At 38.0% G+C, this 23,050-nt stretch carries 23 protein-coding genes and 2 pseudogenes; 9 read left to right on the top strand and 16 right to left on the bottom strand.

From position 1 onward, the window contains the following. Nucleotides 1-310: 310 nt before the first annotated feature. From HNQ69_RS06235 to HNQ69_RS06165, 15 genes are all read right to left on the bottom strand, one after another. Entirely contained in the window at nucleotides 311-1,081 is a 771-nt protein-coding gene (locus tag HNQ69_RS06235; protein WP_183229193.1) for a TrbJ/VirB5 family protein, read from the bottom strand. Nucleotides 1,082-1,122: 41 nt separating this feature from the next. Beyond that, on the bottom strand, nucleotides 1,123-1,902 hold the full coding sequence (locus HNQ69_RS06230) for a TrbJ/VirB5 family protein (RefSeq protein ID WP_183229192.1): 780 nt from the start codon (nucleotides 1,900-1,902) through the stop codon (nucleotides 1,123-1,125). After that, nucleotides 1,899-4,370 carry a VirB4 family type IV secretion/conjugal transfer ATPase gene (locus HNQ69_RS06225; protein ID WP_183229191.1) on the bottom strand — a complete coding sequence of 824 codons (2,472 nt, stop codon included), beginning with the start codon at nucleotides 4,368-4,370 and terminating at the stop codon, nucleotides 1,899-1,901. Before HNQ69_RS06225 ends, HNQ69_RS06230 begins: the two co-directional genes overlap by 4 nt. Before the next feature lie 2 nt (nucleotides 4,371-4,372). Continuing rightward, entirely contained in the window at nucleotides 4,373-4,681 is a 309-nt protein-coding gene (locus HNQ69_RS06220; RefSeq protein WP_183229190.1) for a VirB3 family type IV secretion system protein, read from the bottom strand. A gap of 12 nt (nucleotides 4,682-4,693) precedes the next feature. After that, on the bottom strand, nucleotides 4,694-5,005 hold the full coding sequence (locus HNQ69_RS06215) for a conjugal transfer protein (RefSeq protein ID WP_183229189.1): 312 nt from the start codon (nucleotides 5,003-5,005) through the stop codon (nucleotides 4,694-4,696). A 149-nt stretch (nucleotides 5,006-5,154) separates the two neighbouring features. Beyond that, the gene (gene trwL, locus HNQ69_RS06210) at nucleotides 5,155-5,460 is read right to left on the bottom strand and encodes a VirB2 family type IV secretion system major pilin TrwL (RefSeq protein ID WP_183229188.1); all 306 of its coding nucleotides are present in this window, start codon (nucleotides 5,458-5,460) and stop codon (nucleotides 5,155-5,157) included. A gap of 122 nt (nucleotides 5,461-5,582) precedes the next feature. Further along, nucleotides 5,583-5,891: a VirB2 family type IV secretion system major pilin TrwL gene (gene trwL / locus HNQ69_RS06205; protein ID WP_183229187.1), complete on the bottom strand. Its 309-nt coding sequence runs from the start codon at nucleotides 5,889-5,891 to the stop codon at nucleotides 5,583-5,585. 125 nt (nucleotides 5,892-6,016) lie between these two features. Beyond that, nucleotides 6,017-6,322 carry a VirB2 family type IV secretion system major pilin TrwL gene (gene trwL, locus HNQ69_RS06200; protein ID WP_183229186.1) on the bottom strand — a complete coding sequence of 102 codons (306 nt, stop codon included), beginning with the start codon at nucleotides 6,320-6,322 and terminating at the stop codon, nucleotides 6,017-6,019. 129 nt (nucleotides 6,323-6,451) lie between these two features. Beyond that, a complete protein-coding gene (gene trwL / locus HNQ69_RS06195; protein WP_183229185.1) occupies nucleotides 6,452-6,757 on the bottom strand; it encodes a VirB2 family type IV secretion system major pilin TrwL in 306 nt (101 codons plus the stop codon). A 128-nt stretch (nucleotides 6,758-6,885) separates the two neighbouring features. Further along, on the bottom strand, nucleotides 6,886-7,194 hold the full coding sequence (gene trwL, locus HNQ69_RS06190; RefSeq protein ID WP_183229184.1) for a VirB2 family type IV secretion system major pilin TrwL: 309 nt from the start codon (nucleotides 7,192-7,194) through the stop codon (nucleotides 6,886-6,888). 114 nt (nucleotides 7,195-7,308) lie between these two features. Next, nucleotides 7,309-7,623, bottom strand: a complete 315-nt coding sequence (gene trwL, locus HNQ69_RS06185) for a VirB2 family type IV secretion system major pilin TrwL (protein ID WP_183229183.1) — start codon at nucleotides 7,621-7,623, stop codon at nucleotides 7,309-7,311. A gap of 154 nt (nucleotides 7,624-7,777) precedes the next feature. After that, the gene (gene trwL / locus HNQ69_RS06180) at nucleotides 7,778-8,098 is read right to left on the bottom strand and encodes a VirB2 family type IV secretion system major pilin TrwL (RefSeq protein WP_183229182.1); all 321 of its coding nucleotides are present in this window, start codon (nucleotides 8,096-8,098) and stop codon (nucleotides 7,778-7,780) included. After that, nucleotides 8,061-8,360, bottom strand: coding sequence for a KorA family transcriptional regulator (korA, locus tag HNQ69_RS06175; RefSeq protein ID WP_183229181.1), 300 nt, complete (start codon nucleotides 8,358-8,360; stop codon nucleotides 8,061-8,063). Before korA ends, trwL (HNQ69_RS06180) begins: the two co-directional genes overlap by 38 nt. Before the next feature lie 104 nt (nucleotides 8,361-8,464). Further along, nucleotides 8,465-9,142, bottom strand: coding sequence for a lysozyme family protein (locus HNQ69_RS06170; RefSeq protein ID WP_183229180.1), 678 nt, complete (start codon nucleotides 9,140-9,142; stop codon nucleotides 8,465-8,467). Further along, nucleotides 9,139-9,762 (bottom strand): hypothetical protein, encoded by a 624-nt coding sequence (locus HNQ69_RS06165; protein ID WP_183229179.1) that lies wholly within the window; start codon nucleotides 9,760-9,762, stop codon nucleotides 9,139-9,141. The genes HNQ69_RS06170 and HNQ69_RS06165 overlap by 4 nt, the downstream gene beginning before the upstream one ends. Before the next feature lie 129 nt (nucleotides 9,763-9,891). On the opposite strand from HNQ69_RS06165, the gene HNQ69_RS06160 reads away from it, so the two are divergent. Next, nucleotides 9,892-10,179, top strand: a complete 288-nt coding sequence (locus tag HNQ69_RS06160; RefSeq protein WP_183229178.1) for an H-NS family nucleoid-associated regulatory protein — start codon at nucleotides 9,892-9,894, stop codon at nucleotides 10,177-10,179. 686 nt (nucleotides 10,180-10,865) lie between these two features. Here HNQ69_RS06160 and HNQ69_RS06155 read toward each other — a convergent pair. Further along, nucleotides 10,866-12,146, bottom strand: a complete 1,281-nt coding sequence (locus HNQ69_RS06155) for a ubiquinone biosynthesis hydroxylase (protein ID WP_183229200.1) — start codon at nucleotides 12,144-12,146, stop codon at nucleotides 10,866-10,868. A gap of 446 nt (nucleotides 12,147-12,592) precedes the next feature. Here HNQ69_RS06155 and HNQ69_RS06150 point away from each other — a divergent pair, with 446 nt between their 5' ends. The 8 genes and pseudogenes from HNQ69_RS06150 to HNQ69_RS06115 all read left to right on the top strand — a co-directional run. Next, nucleotides 12,593-15,028: a DNA translocase FtsK gene (locus HNQ69_RS06150; protein WP_183229177.1), complete on the top strand. Its 2,436-nt coding sequence runs from the start codon at nucleotides 12,593-12,595 to the stop codon at nucleotides 15,026-15,028. 395 nt (nucleotides 15,029-15,423) lie between these two features. Further along, a pseudogene (locus tag HNQ69_RS06145) lies at nucleotides 15,424-15,549 on the top strand (DNA translocase FtsK); the annotation flags it as partial. Between the two features lie 172 nt (nucleotides 15,550-15,721). After that, nucleotides 15,722-16,330: a LolA family protein gene (locus HNQ69_RS06140; protein ID WP_183229176.1), complete on the top strand. Its 609-nt coding sequence runs from the start codon at nucleotides 15,722-15,724 to the stop codon at nucleotides 16,328-16,330. 30 nt (nucleotides 16,331-16,360) lie between these two features. After that, nucleotides 16,361-17,176 (top strand): exodeoxyribonuclease III, encoded by an 816-nt coding sequence (gene xth / locus HNQ69_RS06135; RefSeq protein WP_183229175.1) that lies wholly within the window; start codon nucleotides 16,361-16,363, stop codon nucleotides 17,174-17,176. Nucleotides 17,177-17,236: 60 nt separating this feature from the next. Beyond that, nucleotides 17,237-18,721, top strand: a complete 1,485-nt coding sequence (locus HNQ69_RS06130) for an efflux transporter outer membrane subunit (RefSeq protein ID WP_183229174.1) — start codon at nucleotides 17,237-17,239, stop codon at nucleotides 18,719-18,721. Beyond that, the gene (locus HNQ69_RS06125) at nucleotides 18,718-19,935 is read left to right on the top strand and encodes an efflux RND transporter periplasmic adaptor subunit (RefSeq protein ID WP_183229173.1); all 1,218 of its coding nucleotides are present in this window, start codon (nucleotides 18,718-18,720) and stop codon (nucleotides 19,933-19,935) included. Before HNQ69_RS06130 ends, HNQ69_RS06125 begins: the two co-directional genes overlap by 4 nt. Nucleotides 19,936-19,938: 3 nt before the next feature. Next, on the top strand, nucleotides 19,939-21,921 hold the full coding sequence (locus HNQ69_RS06120) for a MacB family efflux pump subunit (protein ID WP_183229172.1): 1,983 nt from the start codon (nucleotides 19,939-19,941) through the stop codon (nucleotides 21,919-21,921). 104 nt (nucleotides 21,922-22,025) lie between these two features. Continuing rightward, nucleotides 22,026-22,822: pseudogene (locus HNQ69_RS06115) on the top strand (type ISP restriction/modification enzyme); the annotation flags it as partial. Between the last annotated feature and the right edge of the window lie 228 nt (nucleotides 22,823-23,050).

The raw sequence follows: 23,050 nt of genomic DNA, 5'->3' as shown, positions 1-23,050 counted from the left end.
GTGACATATGTTTTTGTTGTCTGATCAATATGATTGAACAGTTGTGTGAACATTTTGAAGTCCATAGCATTCCTCTTTAACGAATTTTTGTTTTTTCATTCTTATTTGAACATCGATTTATCTTGATTTATATTGTACGTGTCATTTGCATTTATGTAATTTGGTACAGGTGCTTTTCATTGGAATTGTTTTAGGGTGTGCAAATTTATTAATTCCTTTAGGATTATTGGGATCACACTGAATGTTATACATCGGTTTTTCTTGCTACGACCAAAGAGGATTAATATAAGCAGAGTTATCATAAAGTTCTTTATCGTATAGATTGTATAATTGGCATTGCTGTATTTTTGCTGTTAAGAATCTTCATATTGCGTTTATACTTTTGTTGGCTGATAAGTTCTTGTTCAGCGTTGCGCATATGCGCAACCATTTGCAATTTTACAGCTTCATTTTGGATCATAACTAGTTTGGCTTTAATGCGTATTTGTAATTCGGCAATGTCTTTCAAATTGTTTGTTTTATCAATTTGATTTAACAGTTTTGAGATTGTATCAAAACGATTTTCTGCTTCCCGAAAAGTCCTCAAGCTTATAGCCTTATCGATAACTGCTGTGTCATGAATACGTTGATTGATAGAATCACGTGCATCACTGATAGAGTTGGAAAGTTTTTCTTCTTGTAGAATTTTTTTGAATGATGTCGATATATTTTCAGATTTATTTTCACTATAAAGCAATTCCGGATTTTTAAGGAAAAAACTAGTATAATTTGTTGGTGTGTCACTGATTTTTGTTTTCTCCATTATAAATCGATTTATCTCTGCAGCATGCTTGAGCTGTTCCCTGATTACTTTATTCTGTTCTTTAATTAAATCTATAATTGGCGTAGGACCATTCACGCCCCTTTCTGGCTTTGAATTTTGGGGCGGTTCTTTTTTGGGGTGAGGACTTTTCGAAGCAGGTTGATTAAAAGTTGGAAAAAGTAAGCTCAAGTCCGCTGCTCCGGCTCCTAACCAAGCCATTGCTGCATTTGGTGTTCCTAAAATTACTGCTATTGCTGCTATAATAATTATTCTCTTCATGTTGCTCTCCTAATCATACAGCAATGTTTTTATAAAAAACTTTACCGTATAGATTGTATAGTTGGCATTGCTGTATTCTTGCTGTTAAGGATTTTCATATTGCGTTTGCGCTTTTGTTGGTGGATAAGTGCTCGTTCAGCGTTGCGCATGTACGCAACCATTTGTAATTTTACAGCTTCATTTTGAATCATAGCCAGTTTAGCTTTAAGCCGCGCTTTTAATTCAGCAATGTCTTTCAAATTGTTTGTTTTATCAATTTGATTTAACAGTTTTGAGATTGTATCAAAACGGTTTTCTGCTTCCTGAAAAGTTTGTAAGCTTGTAGCTTTATCGACGGCTGCTACGTATTGGCTACGTTTATAGATAGAATCACGTGCATCACTGATAGAATTGGAAATGCTTTCCTCTTGTAGAATTTGTTCTAATGATGCCAATATATCTTGAGGTATATTTTCACTGTAAACTGATTGTGGATTTTTGAGAAAAAAACTGGTATAATTCGTTGATATAGCGCTAAATTTTCCTTTTCCTGTTATAGAGTTATATGTTTTTTCTGTCTCTGCGAGTTGTTTTTTCTTTAATTCAAGCTGTTCTTTCAGTACATCAAGAATAGCTCGTATATTTTTGTTTTTTGCAAGTAGTTTCTGTTCAGCTATGAGCAGGCTCTGTTGAGATGAATCCAAATTTTTAGATGAATTCGAAGATCTCCAGTTGCTAAATGCTAAACTTAGATCTTTTTCGTCTATTCCTAAAAAACTTACTGCTGTACTTGGAGTTGCAAAAATTACTGCTATTACTACTGAGATAATTATTCTTTTCATGTTGTTCTCCTGTCAGCTTTCACGTGCTTTAAAAAAACTGGCAACCATATTGTCGGATCATCGCCTACTTCAGCGATAATGCTTTCGGCCAATTCTGCATTATCAGGTGTACCCGATAACACCAAGAGCTCGTCACTAAAGTCATGCTCAATGGCTTTCCCATCAATGGTCACATGGAATTTACCGAGATTAAGTTCTGCAAGCGCGGATTGATCACCTTGCTTGATGAGGAATTGACGACTAAACTCTCCAAGTCCTTTGATGAGTTCAAATTCAGCATCTGTTAATTTAAATCCTTTTGTATAATCTTCATAATTTGCTTTAGGATTGGCTAGAAAAATATAGGTTGCACACTGCTGAATCAGCGTTTTGGCAATATTGCTTTCCAGGGCATCACTCGGCTCTTGTGTGGCGTAAACAAAAATACCATTTTGTTTACGAATAGTCTTTTGTTTGTTTTTTGCCAAATCTTCAAAATATGGGTCTTGTAAAGGTTTCCAAAACTCGTCAAAAATATACATGAAACGCTGTCCGCTAATCATGCCTTCTGTGCGATAAAGCAAATACATCATCACCGGAGTGCGCGTTTCTGGATTATCTAAAAATTCAGTAATATCAAAGCCGTAAATTTGATGTGTTGAGAGATCAAGGGCATCATTGGGATTATCAAACAACCATCCATAATCACCACCTTCACACCATTTTATTAAGCGAGCATGAACTGATGGGTGTACATTATAATCATTTAAATGTGGATTTGGTAAAAACTGCACCAGAAAAGATAACCGACGCAGTGATCTGTCAATGTTGCTGCTCATAACAGACATGACAGCTTGGTTAATTTCCTCTTCGTCATGGTGCGTAACTTCCCCACCAGCTTCCACTAATTTTTTAACAAATTGTTTGAGAAAAATGAGATTATCTTGTGTAGGGGGAAGTTGGAACGGGTTAAAGCCACTTGATCGACCAGGTTTGAATGTTAGATACTGTCCCCCCATCGCCCGAATAATAATTTCCATACCACGGTCTTTATCGAAAACGACAGTTGTTGGCCTGAATTTTTGTGCTTGTGCCAACAGGAATCCAAGCAATACCGTTTTACCAGAACCAGATTGTCCAATGAGAGCGGTATTACCCAGTAATCGCTTGTTCGTTGAGTCTTCTTCAATTTTAGAAGCATGAAAATTGAAATAAAGGGGTGTTTTACTTATTGTTTTAAGAATTGTGACTGCTGGTCCCCATGGATTTCCAGTTGGTTTGCCTGACATAAAATTATGAAAGGATGAGAATGACAAAAAGTTCAACGACGTAATTGGTGCTGGACGGGGTCGCCATTTCCAATTTGCTGGTAGTTGCGCCCAATAACCAGCTTCTATGGCTAAATCTACGTGTTTTGGCAAGACTGCAGCGTCTAGCAGCGCTGCACTTGCTTTTGCCATAGAGTCGCGAACTTGTTGAACGGTTTCACCATAGATGGTTAATGTGCAATGATGCTCACCCATGATAAAATGTCCACTTATAAGCTGGTTTAGTGCTTCATCAATTTGCTCAATTTGGCTTGTTGCCACATCGCGTGCATCGATAAGATTACGTTGATGTCGTTGCAAATAATCCTTGGCTGCATGTCGTGAGAGCACAGAGAAACTCTGTGTTAAAATAAATTCGAAATCACTTTCTAGTAAGACATTAAGTTGACCTGGTTTGGTTGTCGCATCGTATTCCTTAACTTCCAGCATTCCAAATCGACGTATCCCACTGATTGTACGCAGTTCACCAAGAGCCCCCCATTTTGAGAAAAAAGGCCGATTGATAGACATATAGTCGGCAAAACGATCGTGGCAGATCGGCATAGGTCGGTATTCGCCATTAACAAGCATTCCGAGAAATTCAAGCGCAGAAGAATAGGCATGTCCATCTTTTTCATAAGCACCAAGAAGTTCCGCACCGTAATGTTTTAACGATTGACCTAAGGTGCGGTTGATATCATTGAGAGCTTTGATACATGATTCTTGCCGCATTTTTTTTTGATCGAGCGTCTCGCGTTCATGCTGAGAGAAGAATGACATAACTTTATCTGCTATCGGTTGGAAAACAATAGTCAGATACAAGTCATTGACCATAAGATTATAACCGGTGAAGCTTTGCCGATATTTTTCATCAAGCTGATAGCAAAACATTTGATCAAATCTTGAATCAGGATATTCATAAACACGGCGTCGGACAATATGTGTCCACAGCGACAAATTAGCCGATGCAATACCACGTAAGGTGTTATTTAGTTCTTTAGTCCACTGAAAAATATCTTCTTGTGAAGCGCTTTGATGTGAACGGCCGTCAATTTTCCAGATCGATAAATATTCGGCGTTTCTGGTAGAAATAATCGTGTCTGTAATGTGGTGTGAATAGGGTATGAATAGGCTTACTGGCGTCTCTGATGCGAGGCGTTTGCTGTTTTCGACAGCCGTCATGCTTATCTCCTTTTGCGGTAATTAGAGGGACTGTAACTTGATGCACCCCAAAAGCTTTTATTGCGATTGCGAAATTTTGTATCGATCCACAACCACCAGATACGGAATGCTTTATCATCGTTTTTAGCAATCTGTGCCATAATGAACCACATTGGCAATGCAATAAACCACAAAAAGATGTTTATTGTCATAGCAAAAACAGCGACGCTTACAACCATAACGATAAGTGGCATCATCGGAACACCCCAAACTGTTGGAACGCGAGTTGCTCCTTTGAATAAAGGGAATGCTTCTTGCTTTTGTGATTTCATGAGTTACTCCGATTAGCTGATATGAAACAATATACTGCTAATATAAAATGCTGCACCAGCGATGATGACACTGAACGCCCATCTTGCAAACGTAGCCCTTGCTATGATGCGAAACACCCAAAGGATCAGTAGAAATAAAAGGATAATAGCACAAGCGATAGGAACAAGCATACTTAGTCCATATTGCATACTTACGAGGATATCTACGCTATTTGTTTTTTCTTGAGCATATGCAGACTGAATCTCTAAAAACGCAGTCAGAGCTGCAAAAATAGTACGAACCTTGCTGCTAACTTTTGTCTGAAGAATATTGAATGGCTTCATATTTTTATTCTCCTTACGGTTGAAGTTGTCATAAACAATATCGACTTAATTTCAGCACAAATAAAATCTAGCACTGCTACATCCACAACAAACAGATATAATATTTTTTGTATTAATTATCCATTATAATTAAATTCATTATGGTTATGTTATCCTAATAACATCTTAACAATTTCAGCTGCTGATCCAGCAATGACGACACCGATTGCCCAACGTACAAATGTATCCTTTTCGATGTAACGCCCTGCATAACCAATTGCTAAGCATAAAAGTATAACTGCGGCAGCAAGAGGGATAATGTTTGTAATAAGATCATCTTTTAGTTTTGTTAAAGCATCTTTGGCGTGCTTTAGTTCTGCATATGCAGGATGAGCTATAAAAAGTGCAGTTATAGTTGCCGAAATTGCAATGATTGGATTATTATTTTTTGATTGGAAATTATTTAATTGTTTCATCTTTTACTCTTAAATTAAATCCTCATAAATAAGATTTTCAATACTAAGCGACATCATTACTGGTCTATCTACATCTGCTAAAAATAGACGTTATATATTTATTTATATCACAGTTAGATTCATTATGGATTAAATAACATTGTGGCAAGTTGGGTTGCTGATCCAGCAATGACAACGCCGATTGCCCACCGTACAAATGTATCTTTTTCGATGTAGCGTCCCGCATACCCAATTGCTAAGCATAAAAGTATAACGGCAGCAGCAATAGGGATAATGTTCTCAATAAGATCCTTTTTCAGACTTTCTAAAGCCTTTTTAGCATTATTCAGTTGTGCATATGCAGGATGCGTTGCAAAAATGCAAGTCACAGTTGCCGAAATTGCAATGATCGGATTATTATTTTTTGATTGGAAATTATTTAATTGTTTCATCTTTTGCTCTATTAAGGTTCTCAATAAATAAGACTTTTCACTTTTAAATATTAAATGGCATTTTTACCGATCTATCTAAAGGTTATGAATAAAATACACTTTACATTATTTCTTTATAATTAGCTTCATTTAAATAGCATCGTGACAAGTTGGGTTGCTGATCCAGCAATGACGACACCGATTGCCCAGCGTACAAATGTATCCTTTTCGATGTAACGCCCTGCATAACCAATTGCTAAGCATAAAAGTATGATCGCAGCAGCAATAGGGATAATATTGTTAATAAGATCATCTCTCAGTTTTGTTAAAGCGTTTTTAGCATTCTCCAGTTGTGCATATGCAGGATGCGTTGCAAAAATGCAAGTTACAGTTGCAGAAATCGCAATGATCGGATTATTATTTTTTGATTGGAAATTATTTAATTTTTTCATTTTCTACTCTTATTAAGATTTTCACAAGTAACATTTTTTCATTATAAGTAAAATTATCATTGGTCTATCCACAACTGATAAATAAAATACACTTTAATATTATGTTTTCCTTTATAGTTATATCCATTATCAATTAAATAGCATTGTGGTAAGTTGGGTTGCTGATCCAGCAATGACAACACCGATTGCCCAACGCACAAATGTATCTTTTTCGATGTAGCGTCCCGCATAACCAATTGCTAAGCACAAAAGTATAACCGCAGCGGCAATGGGGATAATATTATTAATAAGATCTTTCTGCAGTTCTGTTAAAGCGTTTTTAGCATTATCCAGTTTTGCATATGCAGGATGAGCTATAAAAAGTGCAGTTACAGTTGCAGAAATTACAATGATTGGATTATTATTTTTTGATTGGAAAATATTTAATTGTTTCATCTTCTACTCTTAAATTAAAGTCCTCATAAATAAGATTTTTCAATTTTTAATATTAAGTGACATTATTACCAATTTACCTAAATATAATAAAAATACACTTTATATTATATTTTTTATAGTTATATTCATTATGGCTTAAATAGCATTGCGACGAGTTGGGTTGCTGATCCAGCAATAACGACACCGATCGCCCAGCGTACAAATGTATCCTTTTCTATGTAACGCCCTGCATAACCAATTGCTAAGCACAAAAGTATAACCGCAGCCGCAATGGGGATAATGTTTTTAATAAGATCATCCTGTAAATCTTCCAAAGCTTTTTTAGCATTATCCAGTTTTGCATATGCAGGATGAGCTATAAAAAGTGCAGTTACAGTTGCAGAAATTACAATGATTGGATTATTATTTTTTGATTGGAAAATATTTAATTGTTTCATCTTTTACTCTTAAATTAAATCCTCATAAATAAGATTTTTCAATACTAAGTGACATTATTATTGATCTATCTACAGCTGATATTTTGGATTGTATCCTGGTTTCAGTTTAATTCATTATGGTTTTATAAATAACATCGAAACAATCTCGGTTACTGATCCAGCAATGACAACACCGATTGCCCACCGCACAAATGTATCTTTTTCGATGTAGCGGCCTGCATAACCAATTGCTAAGCACAAAAGTATAACCGCAGCGGCGATAGGAATAATTACATCCAATTCAGTTTTGAATTTATTTAAAGCATCTTTTGCTTTGTTCAAATTTTGAGCTTGGACATACATAGGATAAATTATAAAAAATATGTTTATCATTGCAATAGTTGTTATAATTTTATTATTAACTGTTGCTCGAATATTTGATTTTTTCATGTTATTTATCCTAGTTTAGATTACAGTTGGCGTGAATGAACTTTTTATTTTTTGTATAAGTAGCATTACAATTGATATGCGCAAAATCACTGAAATTTAATTTTCTTTTTGAACAAAATAATATTTCAGACTGTGTATTGATGTTTCACTTTCATTATGCTTTTGTAAATAACATTGCAACAATCTCGGCTGCTGATCCAGCAATGACAACGCCGATTGCCCACCGCACAAATGTATCTTTTTCGATGTAGCGTCCTGCATAGCCAATTGCTAAGCACAAAAGTATAATGGCAGCGGCTATAGGAATAATTTTACCTAATTCTGTCTGGAGTGTTTCTAAAGCTGTTTTTGCTTTGCCCAAAGTCTGTGCTTGGGCATACACAGGATGGTTCATAAAAAACACAGTTATAGTTGCAATCGTTGCGATAATTTTACTATTATGAAATTTTGTTTGAAGAATATGTGATTGTTTCATGTCGTTCATCCTGATTAAGATTGAAGATTCCATAACTAACACCTCTTTCATGAAGAAATTTAAAGAGATATTTTGGATCAGCCCACGTTCTCAATTTCCCTCTTTGTGTAAGAAGCGTATACTTATTTGGTTTGCCAGTTATTGGATCATCTGCCACAAACGTAAAATACCATTCCCTTTCTGAGCGCATTATGATTGTAATTTCACGTGCTGCTTTTTGATTAAATGCTCTATCAACACTGTTTTGTTCTATCATTTTCATTATTTAGCTCCTCAATTAGAAAAGATTTTTTTTAATCTTACTAATTAGAGCTTTAATATTTCTTTAGCTACCTTTCATCTCCGTATCCTATCAAAATTGTAGTTTTAATCCGTAGATGGAGAATCATTACTCCTGCTGCCTTCCCAATGAAGAGCGCCTTCTGCTGTAAAAGCATCATGGACACCACCGGCCTTATGTGTAAATACATCTGCTAATTCTTCCGGAAAAATAAGAAGAGGCTCTGTGTTAGTCGTTCGTTCTGGTTCTCTTGCATGGAGTTGTACTGGTTTTTGCGACCTTTCATTTTCATGAGCAGAAGTTGTTGTTCCGACATGTGAAGCAATGTTCTGCACATAAGCATTGGTAAAATCATTCTTAAAATTTTCTGTGTTGTAAAAACTTAAGACGGTTCGCAATGCAGTTTGTTCAGAACTATATTTAGACGTTATTCGTTTATTGCATTGTTCTGAAAAAGTTTGTACAACCCCAAAATTTTTGTAAGGATCATTTTCACTAGAAAGAGAGAGAGAGAATAATTTTAAATTTTCGACACTAGTTTGCCCCAAATTTGTGTCAAAATTATAGCTACTCTGCTTCGGCTGTTTAGTTTTTGCGATTGTTTTTCCAAAGGTGGATGGTTGACATGATAATTTCTGATTATCATTAACACTTATTGCACCGATATTATCCCGTAGTTCTTGTATGATGGCAATGGGAAGTGTTGCAGGGTTTGTAACCGTTATATGTGCAACAGCGAGCATAATGAAATCTGAAATAGTCATAAGCAATATACCCACGGATAAATTTTATCGATATAAATACCGATTCTATGTGGCTTTTCTGAGTGTTGCCACATTGTATTTTCATAAATGCGCGAAGTGAGATTGTTTCGCTTAGGATATCCCTTGCGAGCACAGATTCGATTTCTTTCTAGGCCGCTTTTAATGTATGCTAGCATCTGATTGACTGTGTAAAGATATGGGGTAAAACTGAATATATTACGCCCTTCAATATCAGAGTTATTTTGTTTACAAAGAGAGAAATCATCATCAAGTAATGACTGTTTTTGGAGATCCATCGAAGTTGATTTTTTCGTATAATTATTTGATTCTAAAAATCCTTTGGGCGAGTACCAATATGAAGTAAAAACTCGTTCTCGATAAGAGTATTTCTTATTATAAGGATAATTCGTACTGCCATTATATATAGAGGGCTTGTTCTTTGTCACATATTGCCATAGTTTATAAAATGGCGATTTATAATCACTTTCGACCGCTGATTTATGAGAATCAGAAGAAGACGGTGCATTTTTCATGCTTCGATTACCAATTTCAGCGATTGAACTGAAAAAGGATACAGTTGTGACAATTGAGACACCAATAAAATTTTTTTCGTGATTCAAAGCACATCTCCGTCAAAGTGAAATATTTATCGTAATTTTAATTTTGATAACAAAGCAGGCAAAAGTCGTATATAATTGTGTTAAAAATATGGCAAGATACAATTCTTTTTTGCAAGGGGAGTAATGAAGGTGAATGATCTCAAAAATATGAACTTTGATGAGTTACAAGAGATGCGTGCCCAAATTGATGTGGAATTAAAAAAACGGCAAGCAAAAGAGAAGCAAAATGCGCGGCGAAAAATTCTTGAAATTGCTAGTGCGCACGGAATTGATATAGCTGATCTTGTGAATAAAGAGCGTCATTATAGAAATCCCAATAACCAATGGGAACTATGGAATGGGCGTGGACGTAGACCTAAATGGATTAAAGAATGGTTGGAGAATGGTTATACGCTTGAAGAATTAGAAGTAACATAACACATAGGCAATCTTTGCAAGATACGAAATTTCAAGAGAGGTGAACGCGAGCAGTCTGTTTTTTGATTCTTTTGGTGCATAAAAATGCCAGCTTATATATGTTAAAGTGCGGGGTGACTAGATAAAGCTGTAGGAAGCACAAATATATTCATTCAAATACAAAAAGTGTATTTCTGTGCATGTGCTCTTTTTTTCCAATACTGAACTGTAAACAGTTGCTGGATACTTTTATGACTTTTGCTCTGCTCTCTCTTTTGTAGGGGTTCATACTCAGGCTTTTATCTTTTTATCATTTTTTATCTTTTTATCATTCATGTGCTTAGATTAAGAGAGTATTTTTGGAGAATAGAATGCTTCTGTGTTTTGTGTTGATTTTCATATTTTGATAGAGTTCTATAATACATTCTCAATGTCTTTATTATCAAAATGTATTAGCTGTGTCTGTGCATAAAGAGGCACTGAAAATAAAAAGATTAAGGGAATCTTTTAACGTCTATCTGTTTTTTTGATGGGGTAGGAGGAGGCTTGCATGCGTAATGCATCAAAGATCGTGATGATAGGATTTGCGTGATTGCATTGTACATCTAGGAGCTTCTTTTAAAATCTAAAATAATAAAAGGGCTTATCTTGAGAGAAGAAAGTCTTAATCTTATAGATTGCGAAAAGTGAAATGGTATAATTTTTTCCTAAAGTGGGAGTCCGTTTAGCAGACGTGGGGCATTAGAGGTAAGCCCGGCAGCTTCCTGAATGAAATATTTTTTTATCTTGGGCGCTTGATTGACAATTCCAAGACCGGTATCGCGGAGCATTCGTAAGAGGAGGTTATCATTAGAAAAGAGCTTATTAAGCCAGTCATTGCTCAAAGCCATACGCATAATTTCAAAACGTCTCCAGCTTTGATAGCGTTCGAGAGCAGTGAGGGAGCCAATATCAAGACCCAATCGCGCTGTTTCAATAATAACTTCGGCCAGAGCGGCGCTATCGCGTAATCCTAAATTGAGTCCTTGTCCTGCAATGGGATGGATTGTGTGGGCAGAATCACCAACGAGGGCAAAACGAGGTTTAATACATTGACGTGTTAAAGAAAGCTTCAAAGGAAAAGCTTGACGTTCACCATTCCAGGAGAGTTTTCCAAGTCGATGACCGATGCGTTTTTCGAGTTCTGTTTCAAAAATAAGAGCATCAGCTTTAAGGTAGTATTGTGCAGTTTTATGGTTTTCATTCCATACAATGCTGCATCGATTGCCTTTGAGAGGGAGAAGCGCGAAAGGTCCAGCAGGTAAGAAATGTTGAATTGCTTGGCCATGATGGGGTTTTTCATGCTCAATCGTGCAAATAATTGCTGTTTGTTTATAGGGATGAGAAAAGTTTTTAAGATCTGCTTTTTCGCGTAATTTTGAATGTGCTCCATCGGCTGCAATAAGAAGCTTCATTTGCCAAACTTCTTCATTGTTTAAGGTGACGGTGATGTGTTGGTCTTCTTGGTGAAAATCAATGACGCACGTGTTTGCTATGACAGGAATATCAAGATCTTTTGCACGCTTTTTTAAAGCGTGGATGAGTTCTCTATGTTCCACCATAGCAGCAAAGGGCTCATTGGGGGTGACATCTCCTTCAAAGGTTAAAAGAGTTGGTTTGACAGGATCATTTGGGCATCCATCCGTGATGATCATTGAATGAATGGGTTGGGCAGAGGGTTTTATATGTTCCCAACATTGCAATTGTTTTAACATACGAATAGAAGCAGCGGCAAGGGCAATGGTTCGTATATTAGAAGCGGGAAGCGCCTCTTGAGAAGCAGCATCAACGATATTAATTTTCAGATCAGGGGCTGCTTGTTTGAGCGCTATTGCCAATGTTAAACCAACAGCGGCACCCCCTGCAATAAGAAGATCACATTGTTTTATATTTTTATTGGATCTTGTTTTTTTCTTGGGTCTTATATCTTTATTGGGATCAGAATACACAACGCTTCGTTCCATTGTTGGCAGTTTATTCGCTCTTAAACAGGATGTCTTTATTTAATATTATTTTTATCGAATATTTTAATTTCCTCTTTGCTTTAAAGGATGAGATTTTCTTCTCAGGCTGATTGATAAACAGGCCGGCTTCTCTTAGTGTGTTTTTCTTTCTGACCACTTATGTCGTTCACTTCATAACTGCATCGCGCAAATCCTGCCCTGAATGTTTTATTTAACTTTATACTTCTATATTTGGTTTATGCAAAAGAAAATTGAAATACGACAGAGACTATATGATGCTTTTAAGAATTCGATCCTTATTTTGAAGGAAAGTATTTTATGGTACGACAGGTAAAAATTTTTAAGATTATGATGGTTAAAACTGTATTAATACTTTGCGGTCATAATTTTATAGCTTTTTAATGTGAAGGTTTTGTATTTGGAATTGATGGATGCACAAAAATTCTTCTCTCTATGATTCATTGAAAGCGCAAAAATCTTATGGTTCACGGCTCATTGAAATGTTTTTACGTCAGATTGGTGTTTTCATTGGGCTTGGGCTTTTGGGTTTCATTATTTTTTGCGTCTTGGCTTTAGCAACTTGGAATGTTGCAGATCCATCATTAACGCATGCAAGTCCTAATAAGATTACAAACTTTATGGGATGGACGGGTGCAATTTTTTCAGATTTTGTCATGCAGTTTTTTGGTTTGGCAAGTCTTGGTGTTTTGTTGCCGCCATTATTCTGGTCGTTCCTTTTGTTAGCACAAAAGAATATCTACAATTTGATTTTTCGTCTTTTTTTGTGGGTCATCTCAATAATTTGTTTTTTAATTTCTTTTGCCCTTATGACACCTGTTGTCCCTTTTACCTATTGGCCATTGCCGATGGGCTTGGGAGGGGTTTTAGGGGATAAAATTTTAAGTGCTCTTTATTCAATTTTTCCTGTCTTTCTTTCTCCATTTCAGAATGTACTCTTAGGTATTGCTGTTATTTTTTTCAGTTTCTTTATGGCTGCTTTTGCAGGCAATGTGGTATGGCGGCGCCGAACAAATAAGAGAAAGGTAAAAAATATTCAAAAGAACGAAAATGTTAATCCACTTTTCGAAGTCTTAGAGGATACAGAAGATGCTGCAGAGGAAGAACAGCATGGTTTTTTTGCTACAACTTTTGGGGCTATTTTACATCTTTTCTATTTTTTACAAGCACATTTTTTTCGTTTTTTCTCTTTCAAAAGGCGCCATAAGAGGCAGGGAAAGCCCCTTGATCGGGTTGAACCAACTTTCTTGGATGAAAAAATGCCCTATCAGGAAAATCAAGATAAAGTACGTGTTTTTCCCGTGAAAAACCGCACTTTTAAGCCCTTAACTGCTTCTTCAAACGGTGGTTTTCTTCTTCCACTTTTAGATTATCTTTCGGTTCCACCACTGGCAGAAAGGGATATAAAACTTTCTCCTACTGCCTTAAAAGCTAATTCTCAGGAACTTGAGGGGATTTTATTAGATTTTGGCGTGAAAGGGAAAATTATTGATGCACGTCCTGGTCCGGTGGTCACTTTGTACGAGTTTGAACCGGCTGCTGGTATTAAGTCTTCCCGTATCATCGGCTTGGCAGATGATATTGCCCGTTCGATGCGCGCGATTTCAGCGCGTGTTGCTGTAATACCAGGACGTAATGTGGTTGGCATAGAATTGCCCAATGCAAAACGGGAGATGGTTTATCTACGAGAAATTTTACAGGCGAAAGAATTTACTGAGAGCAAAGCAAAACTAGGACTTGCTTTGGGCAAGACAATAGGAGGTGAAGCGGTTATCGCAGATTTGGCAAAAATGCCGCATCTTTTGGTTGCTGGGACAACAGGATCAGGAAAATCTGTTGCTATTAATACGATGATTTTATCGCTTCTTTATCGCATGACACCTGCACAATGTCGTCTCATTATGGTGGATCCAAAAATGCTTGAACTTTCGGTTTATGATGGCATTCCCCATCTATTAACACCCGTGGTGACAGATCCTAAAAAAGCGGTGATTGCGCTGAAATGGGCCGTTCGTGAAATGGAAGAGCGCTACAGTAAAATGTCAAAACTGAGTGTCCGCAATATTGATGGGTTTAATGCACGTCTCAAGGAAGCAGAAAGTCAGGGAGAGAAAATGGTGCGGACAATTCAAGTTGGATTCGATCATGAGACTGGCGAGCCTCTTTATGAGACGGAAACACTTGATTTTAGTCCTATGCCCTATATCGTTGTTATTATTGATGAAATGGCTGATTTGATGATGGTTGCTGGCAAAGACATTGAAGGTGCTGTTCAACGCTTAGCGCAAATGGCGCGTGCTGCTGGTATTCATGTGATTATGGCGACCCAGCGCCCTTCGGTGGATGTGATTACCGGGACCATTAAAGCTAATTTTCCCACACGTATTTCTTTTTCTGTGAGTTCAAAAATCGATAGCCGAACAATTCTTGGCGAACAGGGTGCTGAGCAATTGTTAGGACAAGGTGATATGCTCTTCATGATGGGAGGAGGGCGTATCCAACGGGTTCATGGGCCTTTTGTGGCTGATGATGAAGTGGAGCAGGTTGTGGCGCACCTCAAAGCGCAAGCATTGCCTGATTATTTAGAAACCGTTACGCAAGAAATTGCAGAAAATGACGCGGATGTTGCTACGGCTTCTCCTGCAGCAGATGATCCCTATAGTCAAGCTGTTGCTATTGTTCTTCGTGATCGTAAGGCTTCGACCTCTTACATTCAACGTCGTTTGGGCATCGGCTATAATCGTGCTGCTTCATTGATTGAGAGGATGGAGGAAGAAGGCATTATTAGTTCAGCAAATCATGCAGGTAAACGCGAAATTTTGGTGCCTGCAGAAGAAGAACGCTTTTAAATAAAATATTTGATCATTTTTTACACAACATTCTTTAACGAAATGTGTGGATTAATCATTTGCTGTTCCTCTTAAAAGGTAATATAGATTGGGAGCGTTTTTATAAAAACGTTTTTTATTACTGAAAAGAGCAGCTAGATTCGCTGGAATGACTGTTTCTTGGTTCTGTTTTTCCTATTTAAGCATGGTCTATAATTGTGTTGCTTTGCTGTTTTAGAGGAGAGAAGAAGAAGGTATCGTTTGTTCGATAAATCGTGCGGGCAAACAGAAAATTTGGGTGCTTAGGGCAGTTTAAGTATGAACCGATTACTTTGGAGACCATTACACACGAAATTGCAGAAAAAGGTGCTGATGTTGCTACGACTTCTTCTGTAACCGATGATTTCTATAGTTAAGCTGTTGCTTTTGTTCTTTGTGATCATAAGGCTTTAACCTCTTACATTCAATGTTGTCTGGGTATCGGCTATAATCATGCTACTTCATTGATTGAGCGGATGGAAAAAGAAGGCATCATGAGTTGAGCAGATTATGTCGGTCAATGCGATATTTTAAAGCCTTTTGGAGAAAAACGACTTTGAAAGAAAAATCTTTTGATAATCTTTTCAAACAATATATTTCTCTTTTAGAGAAGGGTATTTATTCATCATTTGCTGTTTAATTGGAAGATAAGTCTGTATTGCTTGGGAGCTTTTTATGAAAACGTCTTTTTTACCACAAAGAGGAGTCTTTGGGTTTGTTGGAATTATTGTTTTTGGGTATTTAACTTTTCCTGCTTTTTCCCAATCATCTAATACAGTGGTAAAGGCGCAGAAAATTGCTAATCACTTTGCAGCAATTAAAACAATGACAGGTGATTTTATTCAGTTTAGTCCAAAGGGAAAAATGTCTCAAGGGACATTTTATTTAGAGCGTCCAGGAAAAATTCGTTTTATTTACAAAAAGATACCTTTACAGATTATTGCAGATGGTCAATTCATAGGCGTTAATAATCGTGCTCTGAATACTTGGAGTTTCTCAAAGCTCTTTCAAACGCCGATGAAGTTTCTGTTGGACAATAAAATTGATGTATCATCAGGGCGTTTGTTGGCATTTCGTGAAGATCCAGGGGTGGTGACGATTGTTCTACGGGATAAAACTATTGGGGCAGGGAAAATAAGAATGGTTTTTGATTCTAAAAACACCACTTTACGGCAGTGGACAATTGTTGATCAACAAAATCTGGAAACCACTGTTCAAATTATGAATGTGCGGACAGGTGTTCGATTCGCTGATGGGATGTTCACACTTCCTTCGAAGAAATAATACAGTTTTACATCCTTGGATTTGAAAGAGATGTTCTTTCGTATTGCTACCTGGAATATTAACTCTATTCGTTTGCGTCTTGCGCAGGTTTTGCAGTATTTGGAGATATTTCCTGCAGATGTTTTGTGTTTACAGGAGACAAAATGTTCAGATGCTTTATTCCCAGTTGAGGACTTTGAAGCGGCTGGATATAAATATATCGCATTGAATGGACAAAAATCTTATAATGGTGTGGCAATTATTTCTCGTTTGCCGTTTAAGAGTGTTGAAAAGCGTTTCTTTTGTCAAAAGGAAGATTCTCGTTACATTTCGGTGACTGTTGAAGTCTATGGTAATGACATGCGAATTCATAATTTTTATGTTCCTGCTGGCGGTGATGTGCCTGATGCTAATGTGAATGAAAAATTTCGTCATAAACTTGATTTTCTAGAAGAAATCTCCTCCATCCGAGCGGATCAGAAAAATGGCTTTTCTTCTCTTTTGGTGGGTGATTTGAATATTGCTCCTTTGCCAGAGGATGTTTGGTCTCATAAGCAATTGCTTAAGGTTGTAAGTCATACACCCATTGAAACTGAGCGTTTACAAGCTTTATGTTGTAACGGTCAGTGGGTTGATCTTATGCGCATGTATGTTCCTGCTCCTACTAAACTTTATACTTGGTGGAGTTATCGTGCACGTGATTGGGCGCGGGCTAACCGTGGGCGCCGGCTTGATCATATTTGGTCTTCTCAAAATCTTGCACCTTTTGTTGCTGATCTCTCTATTTTTCGTGATGCACGAGGATGGAATCAGCCTTCAGATCATGTTCCAGTACAAACAGTATTTGATTTTTCACGACAAGTTTGAAATAAGGATAAAGTAAATGAAATATGGATGGATTGATTCTGACCACATGTGGGAGAATGGATGCAGATAAAAAATCTACAGCGGATTGCTTATAACATTTTGTTTTATAGTGTATTTTTATATTTTTTTGTGCTGTCTGGATGTATGGTTGGCCCTAATTATCATAAAACATCTTTTAAAGTTCCATCAGTTTGGGGACAAAAAACTGGTCAGACTTCTGAGCAGCCGATTGTGCTTGCTGGATGGTGGCGGAGTTTGAATGATCCTGTTTTGAATGCGTTAATGAATTATGCTATTTCTGAAAATAATAGCGTTGCTGTTGCCAAAGCACATGTTCGCGAAGCACGTGCTGGGTTAGGGCAAGCTGTGGGATCTCTTTTGCCAAGTGTATCTGGTTCAATTTCGGGGACTCGTAATAATTCCGGACAATCTGATGCGTTTTTAAGCCAGTATCTGAGCGGTTTTGATGCGAGCTGGGAGCTTGATTTCTTTGGTGGGCATAAGCGAGGCGTTGAAGCGGCACGTTATGGTCTTGAAGCAGCAGTGGAAGATCTGCGTGCTACCATGGTAACTCTGTTAGGAGATGTGGCAACAAATTATGTTCAAGTCCGTGGTTGGCAACAAAAGTTGTCGATTGTGCGGAAAATTGCTGTGTCTCAGCGTAAAACATATGAATTGATCCGTGCTAAATTAACGGCTGGTGATGCTTCGGAGATTGATGTCTCAAATGCGCAAGCGCAAGTGGCGAATACAGAAGCGGATATATCACAGATGGAAGCGAATTTAGCAATGAGCATTCATCGGCTTTCTGTTTTAACTGGTCAGGTGCCTACGGCTTTGAAGGATCTTTTACAAAAAAATGCAGGACAGGTGAAAATTCCACAACCACAATGGCCGATATCAGCAGGAATTCCAGCTGATGTTTTGTTAACACGTCCGGATTTACGACGGGCAGAGCGTCAATATGCGCAAGCAACAGCGCGGATTGGTCAACGTGAAGCCGATCTTTATCCATCACTCACTTTAACAGGGAATATTTCCACAGCAGCAACTGCGATTGAGCAATTGTGGAAAAATTCAACAATTGGCTGGTCTTTTGGACCCGGTCTTCGTTTTCCTTTTTTTAATAGGGGACAAGTCGTAGCTTCTGTTGCGGTAGCGCGTGCGCAGCGTGATCAAGCGTTTATTACTTATCGGGCTGCTGTGTTGGGAGCTTTAGAAGATGTAGAAAATGCGCTTGTAAGATTGACGAAAGAACATCAACGCCTAGAAAAGCTTATCGTTGCTAATAAAGCTTTTTTGCACTCTTTAAAACTTTCACAAAGGCTTTTTGAAAATGGAAATACAAGCTTTTTTGAGTTATTAAATGCTAATCGCTCTTATTATTCTGCGCAAATGGCGCTTAAAGATAGCCGTATTTCTTTGGTTACTCAATACATTGCGCTGATGAAGGCGTTAGGGGGTGGCTGGGATGGTGTTGTTAACGTATCACGTCCAGAAGTCGTCGATGCTACACCCCGTTCGCGTATAAAGGTAAAGCAATGAAAAAAAATTTCATCAAAAATTTCATGACAAAACGCAAAAAACTTGTCCTATTTTTAACAGCTGTATTCCTTATCATCTTTTTATTGTGGGTGCGTTCTGTTTTTTTTGGAGCATCAGTGCCCACTTATGTAACTGCGGTGGTGCAGCGTGGTGATATTGAAGAAAGTGTTTTGGCTTCTGGTCTTGTACGTCCTTACCGTTTGGTTGCTGTTGGCGCGCGTGCAACAGGGCGTGTAGTCTCTATGCGTGTTGCCCCTGGGAGTGTTGTTAAAGAAGGCGATCTTTTGGCAGAAATCGATCCTACAGATCAAGAAAACGATCTGAAAAGAAAAAAAGCAGCATTGTCCCACTATAATGCCAGTTTGTTGGAACAAGAAGCCTATCTTTCCCTTGCGCAGAAAAATTTAAATCGTCAGCAAGAAATGATTAAATCATACGCGATTTCAAGAGCAAACCTTGATGATGCTGCAACACAAGTGAAAATACGTGAGGCACAAATTGCACAGCTTCGCCAGCAGATTATACAAGCACAAATTGACGTAGAAAGTGCAGAGGTCAATCTAGGTTATACGCGGATAACCGCTCCTTCAGCCGGAACAGTTTTAGCAACTGTTGTAGAAGAAGGGCAAAATGTTAATGCAGTTCAATCGGCGCCGACAATTGTTATTTTGGGTGATTTGTCAAAGATGACAGTCAAAGCGCAAATCTCAGAAGCAGATGTTCTTAAAGTTCAAGCTGGACAGCCTCTTTATTTTACAGTTTTAGGTAATTCACAGCGTCGTTATGAGGGAACTTTAGAAAAGATAGAGCCAGCTCCTGAATCAATTCGCGCTGATGTGAGTCTTAATCCTGGTATGATAGGAGATTCTACTTCTTCCGCTATCTACTATAATGGGATTGTGCATGTTGATAATAAGGACAATTCTCTCCGGACTTATATGACTGCTCAGGTTCATATTATTTTGGGTCGTGCTCAGAATGTCTTGTTGATTCCAAGTGATGCTTTACGAGATGAGACAAAAGAGCGTAAAGCATGGGTCTCTGTTTTGGAGGCGAAAAATAAAGTTGTTGCTAAACAGGTGACAATCGGACTGAATAATAAGGTTGTCGCAGAGGTTGTTTCAGGGCTTAAGGAGGGCGATGTGGTTATTACTGGTTCACGAAATGGAGCGATCCCAGAGTCTTCTGCTGTGCGTAATGAAGATGAGATTTAAGCTATGAAAACAAAACAAGAAGATGCTGTTCTCGTTTTGGAAAATATTGTGCGCAAATTTCCTGCTGGAGAGACATTCGTTACTATTTTGAAAAACATTAACCTCACCATTAAGCGTGGTGAAATGGTTGCGATTGTGGGAGCTTCTGGTTCAGGGAAATCTACCTTGATGAATATTTTGGGCTGCCTTGATCAACCAAGTTCGGGTTGTTATTGGATTTCAGGAAAAAAAACAGCCCTTCTTTCTGCTGATGAATTGTCAGCTTTGCGGCGTAATCATTTTGGATTTATTTTTCAGCGCTATCATTTGTTGAGTGAATTAACAGCACTCGGCAATGTTGAAATTCCAGCTATTTATGCAGGGTTTGCACCGGAAGTGAGAAAAAAACGTGCACAAGATCTTTTAACACGCTTAGGTGTGGGAGATCGTATAAATCATCGTCCAAATCAGCTTTCAGGTGGTCAGCAACAACGTGTCTCTATTGCTCGTGCTCTCATGAATAATGCAGAAGTTATTCTTGCCGATGAGCCAACGGGTGCCTTAGATAAACAGAGTGGCCAAGAAGTTTTGCGTATTTTGGATGAGCTTCATCAAGAAGGGCGAACCATTATCATCGTAACGCATGATATGCAGGTGGCTGAAAGAGCAGAGCGTATTATCGAAATCAGTGATGGAGAAATTGTCGCTGATAATATCTCAAAGGTTGCAAAAAAAAGAAGTGATGACAAATTTTTGCATAAAAAACAAAATCTGAATGATTCAAAATCACTTGGTGTTTTTCGTTCTTTTGTGGAGCGTTTTCGTGAAGCTTTTGTCATGGCGTTGTTAGCAATGAATGCGCATCGGATGCGGACGTTTTTAACAATGCTTGGAGTGATTATCGGTATTGGCGCGATTATTGCGATGGTGGCTTTGGGGAATGGTACGCGGGAAAAGATATTGGAAAATTTTAAGAGTTTGGGTGCCAATACATTGACAATTTTTCCAGGAAAAAGCTTTTCTGATCCACTCGCAGAGAAAATAACTAGTTTAGTTGAAGCTGATGCAGAAGCTCTGTCAAAATTACCCTATGTTTCTGGTGTAACACCTGAACTTTCAGTGAACTCAACGGTGCGTTTTGATGCAGTTGAAGTCAATGCTGTAGTGATGGGGGTGGGAGAACAGTTTTTCCAAACACAGGGACTCACCGTTGTTGAGGGACAGTTGTTTGATCAAAAAAGTGTGCGTGATCGAGCGGTTGATCTCGTGATCGAAAAAGAAGCAATTCCTGTTCTGTTTCCTCATAGTCGTGAGAGCCCACTTGGAAAAGTGGTGCATGTGGGGAAAGTTCCTGTGCGTATTGTGGGTATTTTGGCTCCAAAAAATGGTGGAGGTGTATCAAATACGTTGCAAATTTATTTGCCCTATACAACAGTGCAAACTCGTTTCCTTGGCACAACACAGGTTCGTGCAATTATGGTTAGGATTGCCGATGATGTCGATTCACATTTAGCAGAAACTATGGTAAAGCGTTTTTTGATTATGCGGCATGGAGAAGAAGATTTTTTCATTAAAAATTCAGAGTTCTTTCGTGAGCGTATCATGGAAAGTACGCATATCTTAACACTTCTGGTTTCTTCAATTGCAGCCATTTCATTGATTGTGGGGGGGATCGGTGTGATGAATATTATGTTGGTTACTGTTTCAGAGCGGATCAATGAAATCGGGGTGCGTATGGCTGTGGGAGCACGCCAAAGTGATATTTTGCAGCAATTTTTAATTGAAGCGATTTTGGTTTGTGTCATTGGTGGGGGATTGGGTATTTTGTTTGGACTTTCTGTTGGTGGCTTGTTTCTCCTGTTTAAGGCTCCTATCCACCTAATTTATACGATTGATTCAATTATCATATCCCTTACTTTTGCGACCCTCATTGGAATATGTTTTGGCTTTTCACCAGCACGGCAAGCTTCACGGCTTGATCCTGTTATTGCCCTCTCACGCGATTAGGCATCAAACAATTTCTGGGGACATGGTTGTTTTTGCACGTTCATACTAGATGAAGCAATTGTGAAAAGAGGAAATGAGCTAAGAAGGCAATGGATACTGGTTAATGTTTTCCACGGTATGTTTATGAAAATGCTGAGGCCTTAGAAGATAAAGAGGAGAGCCAAGTCCATCTGTTTGCAAATCTTGCAGAGGAAAGCAAAAAAGCTGGCTTGCAGCGGTGTGATGCACTCACTGATGAAGGGTTGGGGTGGCCTATTTTGTGGCGGCATATCTCGGCGAAATGATTACAAAAGATGATTTGTTTTATTATGTTTACGGGAGTTTACATTCTGAAGATTATCGGATGTGTTATGCACATAATTTGTCCAAACAGTTACCGCGCATTCCAACAGTTAAAAAAGCAGAGGATTTTTGGGCTTTTGTGATAGCGGATCGAAGGCTTGGTGATTTGCATATGAATTATGAAGAGGTTGAGCTATACTTTATTACATATAAACATGGTGATCCAAGAACTTTGGGTGATTTCTGATGAGGTGCATTTTTACTGTGGTGAAGCAATGAAATTTGCTGGTAAGCGTGGTGCTATTAACAAAAGTACAGTGTTTATAATGCGAATATCACTACGCAGAATATTCCTCTTGAAGCTTATGATTATGTGGTCAATGGTAAGCCTCCTCTTGAATGAATTATGGAGCGGCAGGTTATTAAAACTGACAAAGCAAGCGGTCTGATCAATGATGCTAATCGCTATGCTTTTGAAACGGTTGGCAATCCGGCTTACCCTTTAGAATCGTTTCAACTAGTTATTACTGTAAGCTTAGAAACTATGAAAATTGTTCATAGTCTTCCAAAATTAGAAATCAGATATACTGAAAATGTTAAGGTATCCGTTGTGCTGTAAAACAGCGTCTTTTGAGGTCCAATAATAAAATACCATCGTTTAGAGCGGTAATTATATAAAGCTTTCCACACTAGGTGTTTTTAGAGTCTATGGTAAATATTTAGGGTAGGGACTGCTCGTCGAGCCTCATGGAGTGAACTGCGGTGCATAGTTACATAGTTAGCAGGTGAAATCTATTAGATTAGATAAAAAGTCGGGTTGTTTACAAAATGGAGGAAGTTAAAAATC

Source organism: Bartonella callosciuri (assembly GCF_014203215.1).
In the GTDB taxonomy this organism is placed as follows: domain Bacteria; phylum Pseudomonadota; class Alphaproteobacteria; order Rhizobiales; family Rhizobiaceae; genus Bartonella; species Bartonella callosciuri.
This window is presented reverse-complemented; position numbering and strand designations above follow the sequence as displayed.